Origin of the sequence: Zoogloea dura (assembly GCF_012927165.1) — a bacterium.
GTDB lineage: Bacteria > Pseudomonadota > Gammaproteobacteria > Burkholderiales > Rhodocyclaceae > Zoogloea > Zoogloea dura.
Window position 1 is genome coordinate 40,569 of the sequence record NZ_JABBGA010000030.1, and the last position, 10,086, is coordinate 50,654.

General features: G+C 68.9%; 6 protein-coding genes. 5 read left to right on the top strand and 1 reads right to left on the bottom strand.

Features of this window, described 5'->3' with window-relative positions; genetic code table 11:
- Nucleotides 1-28: 28 nt before the first annotated feature.
- The 5 genes from HHL15_RS22855 to HHL15_RS22875 all read left to right on the top strand — a co-directional run bounded on the left by HHL15_RS22855 (nt 29) and on the right by HHL15_RS22875 (nt 8,405).
- On the top strand, nt 29-829 hold the full coding sequence (locus HHL15_RS22855; protein ID WP_169148131.1) for a TIGR00266 family protein: 801 nt from the start codon (nt 29-31) through the stop codon (nt 827-829).
- Nucleotides 826-1,914, top strand: a complete 1,089-nt coding sequence (locus tag HHL15_RS22860) for a M48 family metallopeptidase (protein ID WP_169148132.1) — start codon at nt 826-828, stop codon at nt 1,912-1,914. Before HHL15_RS22855 ends, HHL15_RS22860 begins: the two co-directional genes overlap by 4 nt.
- Before the next feature lie 155 nt (nt 1,915-2,069).
- Entirely contained in the window at nt 2,070-4,295 is a 2,226-nt protein-coding gene (locus HHL15_RS22865) for a CBS domain-containing protein (protein WP_169148133.1), read from the top strand.
- Nucleotides 4,292-7,249 carry a response regulator gene (locus HHL15_RS22870; RefSeq protein WP_169148134.1) on the top strand — a complete coding sequence of 986 codons (2,958 nt, stop codon included), beginning with the start codon at nt 4,292-4,294 and terminating at the stop codon, nt 7,247-7,249. The genes HHL15_RS22865 and HHL15_RS22870 overlap by 4 nt, the downstream gene beginning before the upstream one ends.
- Nucleotides 7,250-7,379: 130 nt before the next feature.
- Nucleotides 7,380-8,405: a M12 family metallopeptidase gene (locus tag HHL15_RS22875; protein WP_169148135.1), complete on the top strand. Its 1,026-nt coding sequence runs from the start codon at nt 7,380-7,382 to the stop codon at nt 8,403-8,405.
- A 1,120-nt stretch (nt 8,406-9,525) separates the two neighbouring features.
- Here the strand turns inward: HHL15_RS22875 and HHL15_RS22880 are convergent.
- Nucleotides 9,526-10,086 (bottom strand): DUF6537 domain-containing protein (locus tag HHL15_RS22880; protein ID WP_328825077.1); only part of this gene is annotated, 561 nt, incomplete at its 5' end.

Sequence of the window (10,086 nt, forward strand, 5' to 3'; positions counted from 1 at the left end):
ACCCGTTTCGCAAAGGGAGAAACCAAACATGGCAATGGACGTCGTCGACTACGAAATCTTCGGTCACGAAATGCAGTACGTGGAGGTCGAGCTCGACCCGGGCGAGGCCGCCATCGGCGAAGCCGGGGTGATGATGTACATGCAGGACGGCATCCAGATGGACACCATCTTCGGTGACGGCTCGGCCCAGCAGGGCGGCTTCTTCGGCAAGCTGATGGGCGCCGGCAAGCGCCTGCTCACCGGCGAGAGCCTGTTCACCACCGTCTATCACAACGAGGGCAATGGCAAGCGCCGGGTGGCCTTCGCCGCACCCTACCCGGGCAAGATCGTGCCGGTGGACCTGACCACCGTCGGTGGCACCCTGATCTGCCAGAAGGACTCCTTCCTCGCCGCCGCCAAGGGCGTCTCCCTCGGCATCGCCTTCCAGAAAAAGCTCGGCGTCGGCCTGTTCGGCGGCGAAGGCTTCATCATGCAGAAGCTCGAAGGCGACGGCATGGCCTTCATCCACGCCGGCGGCACCCTGATGGAGAAGACCCTCGCCCCCGGTGAGACCCTGCGCGTGGATACCGGCTGCGTGGTGGCCTTCCAGCCCAGCGTGGATTTCGACATCCAGTACGCCGGCAAGATCAAGACCGCCCTGTTCGGTGGTGAAGGCCTGTTCTTCGCCACCCTCACCGGCCCCGGCAAGATCTGGCTGCAGTCCCTGCCCCTGTCCCGCCTGGCCGACCGCATCGTGATGGCCTCCCGCGCCGCGGGCGGTGGCGGCAAGGAGGGCGGCTCGCTGCTGTCCGGCTTCGGCCTTGGCGCGGTGCTGGGCGACGACGAGTGAGCGACGCGCCGCTCCCGGCCCGCTACTACCCGCCGGGCGGGGATGCCCACGGCCACCCGGTGCGCCTCGCCTGGGACGACGGCAGCCTGCTGATCCTGCGCGACGACGGGCCCGGCCTGCGGGTCCCGCAGCACGCCCTGACGGTCGAAGCGCGCGGCTTCAATCATGAGCAGTGGGCCCTGTCCTGGCCCCAGGACGACAGCGCCCACCTGCTGATGGTGGCCGACCGGGATATCGCCCCGCTCAAACGGGTCGCCCCCGGGCTGTTTCAAGTCGGCGAGCAGCACCGGCGGGCGGGCCGGCGCCGCCTGGGAGCCGGCCTGGCCCTGCTGGTCCTGCTGCCCCTGGTGCTGGCCGGCCTGCTGCTGCTCTTCCTTGACCCGGTGGTGGATCGGGTTGTGGACCACATTCCGCCCGAAGTCGAACAGCAGATCGGCGCGGTCGTGCTGGCCCGCACCCGGGCAGAGGGTCCGCTGATCGAGGACGGCCCGGCCCATGCAGCCCTGCAAGCCATCGCCACGCGGCTGGCACGGCCTGGCGAGAAGCTCGACTTCTACCTGGCCCAGCGCCCCACTATCAACGCCTTTGCCGCCCCCGGCGGCGTAGTGGTGGTCCATTCCGCGCTGCTCAAGGAAGCCCGCAGCGCCGAGGAAGTGGCCGGTGTGCTGGCCCACGAGATCGCCCACGTGGAACTCCGCCACAGCATGCACCAGCTCGCCCGGGCAGCGGGCCTGCGGCTCATCGTGGCCGCCCTGTTCGGCGACTACGGCACCCTCGGCGGCTGGGCCGCACAGCTGGGAGAGCTCAAGTTCTCCCGCGATGCCGAACGCGAAGCCGACCTGCGCGCCCTCGACCGGCTTGCGGAAACCGGCATCGACCCGCAAGGCCTGCTCGCCTTCTTCGAGACCCTGTCCCGGCAGGAGGGGGCCGACGGCCTGCGCCCGCCCGCCCTGTTCTCGACCCATCCCGCCACCGCAGAGCGGATCGAAGCGCTGCGGGCAGTGCTCGCCAGACGCCCGCAATCGGCAGCGCAGGCCATTGGCATCGACTGGCAAAACGTCCGCACCGCCCTCGCCGCGCCCTGAGGCGCCAGTCACACGCCAGTGGCATGCGGGGGTGCCGCGGGGCGCCGCGCTCCCCCTCTGACGAAGCGAGCATTCGTGCCATAAAGGCAGTATCTTTCGCCCAGAAAGCGGCCCCAGGGCCACCCGAAGCCCCCTGCCTGCCCCCTGGTAACAGCATGAATCCAGCCTCCGAACTGCGGCTCCGCGACATTGCCACCTCCGCCGTCCTCACCGTCGTGCCGGATCTGCCCTTGCGCAACGCCATCCAGTTGTTCGTCGACGCCCAGGTCTCCTGCCTGGTGGTCACCGAAGGCGGCGACCGGCCGGTCGGCATCATCACCGAACGCGATCTGCTGCGCCTGATCTGCGCCGGCTACGCGGAAGACAAGCCGGTCCGCAGCGTCATGAGCGCCCCCCTGCTCACCGTGCGGGAGGACATGGACTTCTCGTCGGCCCAGGCCCTGCTGGCCAACCGGGCGGTGCGCCACCTCGTGCTGGTGGATGAGGTGGGCAGGCTGCGCGGCGTGGCCAGCGAGACGGACTTCCGGCGCCACCTCGGCCACGACCTGTTCAAGGCCATCCACTGCCTGGGCGCGGTGATGGACCCCTCGCCCGACATGCTGGTGCCCGAGCACCCGCTGGCGCGGGCCCTCGAGATCATGGCCTCCACCCGCCGCGACCACCTGGTGATCGGGCGTGAGGGCCGGGCCCTGGGCATCATCACCGAAAGGGACGTGCCCCGCCTGATGGCCAGCCAGGTCATCCCCGAGCGGCTCACCGTCGGCGATGTCATGTCGCACCCGCTCTACACCGTCGGCCCCGACATCACCGTCGCCGACGCCGCCCGCCGCATGGGCGAGGCCGGGCTGCGCCACCTGGTGGTGCTGGACGAGGCCGGGCGCATGCTGGCGGTGATCAGCCAGCACCGCATGCTCGAACGGCTGGGCGTGGTGATGATGGAAGAGAGCCGCACCCGGCTCGAGCACACCCTCGACGTGGTGCTCGAAGCCACTGGCGTGGGCACCTGGGAATACGACCACCGCGACGGCATCCTCAGCCGCAGCCAGGGGCTGGCCCAGGTGCTGGGGCTCACCGGCAGCGACATCCACGAGCCCCTGGACAAAGCCTTGCTGCGTCTCGACCCCGACGTGCGCGAGAAGGTCGGGCACGCCTTTCGCGGCACCCTGGCCGGCTCCGAGGCCCGCTTCTCCGTGGACTACCAGGCCAGGGGTGGAGACGGTCGGCAGCGCTGGCTGAGCGTGCGCGGACAGGTGGTGGAGCGGGACGCCGCGGGGCAGCCACTGCGCTCGGTGGGCGTCGCCGTGGATATCGACGCCCAGAAGGCCTCCGAGGCCGCCCTGCGCGAGAGCGAGGCGCGCTTCCGCCAGCTCACCGAGAGCCTGCCCCTGCCGGTCAGCCTGCTCGACGCCCGGGGCCGCTCGATCTTCATGAACCGGCACTTCACCACGACCTTCGGCTACACCATGGCCGAAGCCCCCGACCTGGACAGCTGGTGGAACCTCGCCTACCCCGACCCGGCCTACCGGGCCGAGGTGTGGCGGGCCTGGGACGACGCCGTGCGCCAGGCCATCGCCACCGACCACGTGATACGCCCGAGCGAATACCGGGTGCGCTGCAAGGACGGCAGCTACCGGATCATCGAGATCGCCGGCGTGGCCCTGGGCGAGCACCTGCTGGCCACCTTCTTCGACGTCACCGAACACCGGGAGCAGCAGCTGCTGCTCGAGTTCAGCAACTCGGTACTGCGGCGGATCTCGCTGGGTGCCCCGCTCCCCGAGATCCTAGAGGACTGCTGCACGCAGATCGAAGCCCGCGACAGCGCCATCCACTGCGCGGCCCTGGTGCTGGACAAGAACGAACACACCCTGCGCCATCGCGCCGGGCACGTCATGGCTCCGGCCTTGTGGTCGGCCCTCGAGGCCAGCCTGGCTGCGGCCCGGCCCCCGGAGCCCGAGCCCACCCAAGCACGCCGGCTCACCCTCCCGGCCGGCCCCGAGAACGCTCCGGTGGCCTGCTGGACCTTCCCGGTAGTCTCCCGCGAGGGGCCGCTGCTCGGCCTGTTCGCCCTGTGCCGGCATGCGCCCGCGGCGGCGGCCCTCACCCCCACCCTGCACCGCTATGCCGAAGCCGCCGTCGCCCTGGCCGCCGTGGCGATGGAGCGGGCCGGGCGCGAGAGCGAGCTGCGCCAGACCCACCACGGGCTGGAACGCGCCGAAGAGCGCCTCCACGCCCAGCTCGACGAGCTGCGCCGCTGGCAGCAGGTGATGCTCGGCCGCGAAGGCCGCGTGCTCGAACTCAAGCGCGAGATCAATGCCCTGCACGCGCGCCTCGGCGAGCCGCCGCGCTACCTCAGCGTCAGCACGGAGGAAGACGCGCCATGAGCTTGCACCCCCTCCTGCGCGGGCTGATCAGCGGGCTGCTCGGCCTGGGGCTGGGGCTGCCGGCCATGCCGGCCGGGGCCGCCGACGACGCCCCGCAGCGCATCGTGGTGGCGATGGACGACAACTACCCGCCGTATGTCTTCCGCGACACCGACGGCCAGCTCAAGGGCTACCTGATCGACCTGTGGGCCCTGTGGTCCGCCCGCAGCGGCATCGAGGCAGAGCTGCGGCCGTCCGACTGGTCGCTGGCCCTGCAGCGCTTCGGCAACCGCGAAGCCGACGTGATCGACACCATCTTCCGCACGCCGATGCGTGAGGCGCTGATGGACTTCACCCCGCCCTACGCCGACCTCAACGTGCCCATCCTGGTGCACAAGAGCATCCAGGGCATCGACAGCGTGGCCACCCTCAAGGCCTTTGCGGTGGGCGTCAAGCAGGGCGACGCCTGCGCCGACCACCTGCTCGAGGCCGGCGTCCGGCGCGCCGACAACTACCCCAGCTACGAGGCCCTGATCGACGCCGCGGTGGCCGGCGACGTGCGGGTCTTCTGTCTCGACGCACCCCCGGCCCACTTCCTGATGGCGCGCAGCGGCGTCGACCGGGATTTCCGCGAAGCCTTCACGCTCTACCAGGGCCAGTTCCACCGCGCTGTCCATAAGGGCGACAGCGCACTGCTCGCCCGCATCGACAGCGGCTTCCGGGACATCCCGGCGAAGGACTACGCGGCCCTCAAGGAAAAGTGGATGGGGCGGCAGCTGGCCATCCCGGCCTGGGGCGGCTATGTGGCGGGGGGCACCCTGGCCCTGGTCATCGCGGGCCTGCTGCTGCTCCTGTGGAACCTGCAACTGCGGCGCCGGGTGCGGCTGCACACCCTCGAACTCGAGGCCACCCTGCACGCCATCCCGGACCTGCTCTTCGAGGTGGATGAGACAGGCCTCATCCTCAAGCAGTGGGCCAGCGTGGCCGACCCGCTGCTCCCGCCGCGCAAGCGCCTCATCGGGCGCAGCTTCACCGACCTGCTGCCGACCGATGCCGCCGCCACGGCCCTGGCCAGCCTGCAGGCCGCCGCCGAGCACGGCAGCACCCGCGGCCAGCTGATCCAGGTCCTGGTCGACGGCCGGCCCGAATGGTACGAACTGTCCGCCACCCTCAAGCCCGGCACGGCCCAGCCACGCCACTTCATGATGCTGGCGCGCAAGGTCAGCGACCGGATCGCCGCCCAGCAGGCCATGCAGAGCTCCCGCGCCGAAGCCGAACAGCTTCTGGCCCAGGCCGACACCATGCGCCTGACCCTGCTCAGCATGCTGGAAGACCAGCAACTGGCCGAGACCCAGCTGCGCAAGCTGTCCCAGGCCGTCGAGCAGAGCCCCGAGGCGGTGGTCATCACCGACCTGCGCGGCAACATCGAGTATGTGAACGAGGCCTTCATCTCCATCAGCGGCTACCTGCGCGACGAGCTCATCGGCTGCAACTCCCGCCTGCTCCAGTCCGGCCAGACGACCCCCGGCACCTACACCGCGCTGTGGCAGGCCCTGGTGGCCGGCCGCACCTGGTCGGGGCAGTTCATCAACCGGCGCAAGAACGGCGAGATCTATTACGAGCACGTCCAGATCTCGCCCATCCGCCAGCCGGACGGCCGCATCACCCACTACCTCGGGGTCAAGCAGGACATCACCGAGAGGCGCCGCCTGAGTGAAGAGCTTGACCGCCACCGCCACCACCTCGAAGAGCTGGTGGCCACCCGCACCGCCGAGCTGGCCGCCGCCAAGCAGGCCGCCGAAGTGGCCAGCCAGTCGAAGAGCGCCTTCCTGGCCAACATGAGCCACGAGATCCGCACCCCGATGAACGCCATCGTCGGGCTCACCCACATGCTCCAGCGCGCCACCCGTGACGCCGCGCAGCTGGACAAGCTGGCCCGCATCCGCGAATCCGCCGACCACCTGCTGGCCGTCATCAACGACGTGCTCGACATCTCCAAGATCGAAGCCGGCAAGATCGAGCTGGAACACATCGCCTTCGACCCCGTGCGCCTGATGGAGCGCGCCGCCGCCCTGATCCACGACCGCGCCGAGGCCAAGGGCCTGGCCCTGATCGTCGAGCGGCCCGACACGCCGCTGGGCGGCCTGCTGGGCGATCCGACCCGCCTCAACCAGGCCTTGATCAACTACCTGGGCAACGCCGTCAAATTCACCAGCGCCGGCTCGGTGACCCTGCGCTGCCGGCCGTTGGCGCAGACGGATACCCACCTGAGCCTGCGCTTCGAAGTCGCCGACACCGGGATCGGCATCGACAGCGCCATCACCGAGCGCCTCTTCATGGCCTTCGAGCAGGCCGACAACTCCACCACCCGCCACTACGGCGGCACCGGCCTCGGCCTGGCCATCACCCGCCGCCTGGCCGAGATGATGGGTGGCGAGGCCGGCGTCAGCAGCCGCCCCGGCGAAGGCAGCGTGTTCTGGCTCAGCGTGACGCTGGAGCGTCACGGCCGGCTGGAGGACCACCCCGCCAGCCTGCCGTTGGAAGAAGGCGATCCCGAAACCGTGCTGCGCCGGGAGCACGCCGGCCGCCGCCTGCTGCTGTGCGAAGACAACCCGGTCAACCAGGAAGTGGCCCTGGCCCTGCTGGAAGACGTCGGCCTCCATGTGGCGGTCGCCGAGAACGGCGCGGAAGCCCTCCGCAAGCTCGAGCACGAGCACTTCGACCTGATCCTGATGGACATGCAGATGCCGGTGATGGACGGCCTCGAAGCCACCCGCCGGATCCGCAGCCTGCCCGGCCTGGCCCACATCCCCATCCTCGCCATGACCGCCAACGCCTTCGCCGAAGACCGGGAGCACTGCATGGCGGCCGGCATGAACGACTTCGTCGCCAAGCCAGTGGACCCGGACCTGCTGTTTGCCGCGCTGCTGCGCTGGCTCCCGCCGGCCGGCAGCGCCCCCCCGAAGCAGAGCTGAGCCACCCGGACGCAGAGCTGAGCCACCGGGACGCCGGGCTCGGCCAGCCCGCCGTGGCGGGCCTCTCGAGCAGCAGCTATAAACAGATGGCAGTTGCATGCCTGCTGTATACCGCTCGAGGAGACACGCCATGACAACCAGACCCAAAGTTTGCATCGACCGGGTGCTGCCCGCCGACACCATGCGCCACCAGGAAACCATGGCCGGCCCCGCCGGGCGGGTACGTGCCATATCCCCGCGGGGCAAGACCTGGAACAACGGCTCCACCCTGAGGGTGCGCTTCATCGGCGGCACCCAGGCCCAGCGCAACACCGCCATCACCCAGGCCGGCTGGTGGTCGGCGGTGGCCAACCTCAAGTTCGACTTCAACGACGCCCAGGACGCCGAGATCCGCATCGCCTTCGACCCCTCTGACGGCGCCTGGTCCTACATCGGCACCGACTGCCGCAGCATCCCCCTCAACCAGCCCACCATGAACCTGGGCTTTCTCGACGGCGGCACCGCAGCCCACGAGTTCGGACACGCCATCGGCCTGGCCCACGAACACCAGAGCCCCTTCGGCGGCATCAACTGGAACGAGAAAGTCGTGCTCAAGGAGCTCGCCGGCAGCCCCAACTTCTGGGATGAAGCCACCATCCGCCACAACGTCCTCGCCAAGTACAGCGTGGACCAGGTCAATGGCACCGACTTCGACCCTGAGTCCATCATGCTCTACTTCTTCCCGGCCACCTGGACCACCAACGGCATCGCCACCCAGGCCAATGACGTGCTGTCCTCCCTCGACAAGCTCTTCATCTCCGGCGCCAAGATGTATCCCCGCAACGGCCCCAGCCTGGAGACCGCCACCGTCCTCAAGGTCGGCACCGCCCGCCGCACACCCGCCAGCATCGGCAAGGCGGGCGAACAGGACATCTACCAGTTCGTCGTCACCACCCCGGGCAAGCACATCATCGACACCCAGGGCTCCACCGACGTGGTGATGAAGCTGTTCGGCCCCGACAGCACGACAAACCTCATCGCCACCGACGACGACAGCGGCCTCGGCACCAACGCCCGCATCGCCGCCAGCCTGAGCGCCGGCACCTACTACGCCCAGGTCCGCCACTTCGACGCCGCCGGCACCGGCGCATACACCATCCGGGTCCGGCGAGGCTGAAAACCGCAGGCCGACATCGACGCCGGCAGCGCTTTACTCAATTCCGCGGGCCAGGATTCGAGATCCGGCCCCGCGGAATTGAGATCCGGCCCTCCGGATTTGAGATCCGGCAGCTCGGAATTGAGATCCGCGGTGCCGGATTTGAATAAATCGGCGCGAGAACTCAAATCCGGTGGGTCGGATGTCAGTTAACGGCCGCGTGATTTGAGTTAACGACTCCGAGAATTGAGATCCGGCGTGGCAGATTTGAAATCCGGAGCACCGGATGTCAAATCCGGAGGGCTGGATCTCAATTCCGGGGAGCGAGATCTCAAATCTGCGGTGCGAGATCTCAAATCTGCGGTGCGAGATCTCAAGTCCGGCACCCCGGCATCGAGATCTGGGTGAAGCTGAGAGCCGGCGGCTTTCCTTTTTTCAGCGTTGGATTGGCCGGGATTTCGCCCCGGCGGGCGACTCACTTCTTTGCTTCGCCAAAGAAGTAAGCAAGAAAGGCGACCCGCCTCCCCGGTCATTCGCTGCGCGAATGACTCCCCTGCGCTGCTCACGCCAGGCGGCCGGCGCGGAACTCGCCCTGCGGGCTCAGACAGCCGCGCCGGACTACCCCGCCTGCCGTTCCGCTGCTCGGCGGGTCGGAACGGGCTTTTGCCAAGCACCGAGCCTTTGCTGAAGTAGCTGTTGATGATCAACACAAAGCAAAACCCCAGCGTCTCGCACCCACCGAGCTTTCCGTAGAGGCTCGGTGCTTGCTGAAAGCCCGTTCTGACCCGCCGAGCAGCGCAGCAGCGGGCGGGGCCTTCCGGCGCGGCTGTCTGAGGAGGCGTAGCCGACGAGTTCCGCGCCGGCCGCCCGATGCGAGCAGCGCAGGGGAGTCGTCCGCTACGCGGACGACCGGGGAAGCCGGGTCGCCTTTCTTTCCCCCTTTCTTTGGCGATGCAAAGAAAGGGGTCGCCCGCCGGGGCGAATTCCCGGCCAATTCAACTCAAAACAGCGGAAAGCCGCCCAGCAAAGGCTCCGCGGGCGAATGAAGCCTCCCACACAACAAAGCCTCTCTTGCCTTGCGGCAGAGAGGCTTTGTTGTGATACAGGGTGCAGGGGCCCGTCACCCCCGCACCCTGGCGGCTTACGCCCGCTTCATCATCACCACCTGCGTGGGATTCCTGAAGGCAGCCAGCCGCTCCGCCTGCAGCACCCGCGCCTTGGCCAGGTTCTTCTCCTTCACGTGCCCATAGCCCCGCACCTCATCCGGCCAGGCCGCCAGTGCAGCGGCAGCCGAGTGGTTGGCGTGGGTCAGCTGGCCCACGATCTCGTCGAGCTGGCGGATGTACTCCTCGATCAGGGCCCGCTCCATGCGCCGCTCTTCGGTCTTGCTGAAGAGATCCAGTGCGCCGCCGCGCAGGTGCTTGAGGCCGGCCATGCGCTGGAAGGCCTTGAACATCCACGGGCCGTACTGCTTCTTCTGCAGGTGGCCGGTCTTCGGGTCCTTGTCGGCCAGCAGCGGCGGGGCCAGGTTGTACTTGACGCTGTAGCCGTGGGGGAACTGGGCATCGAGTTCGGCCAGGAAGGCCGGGTCGGTGTGCAGGCGCGCCACTTCGAACTCGTCCTTGTAGGCCATCAGCTTGTACAGGTTGCGCGCGGCGGCCTCCGACAGGGCGGTGGCGCCGGGCAGGGCCTTGTGCTCGGC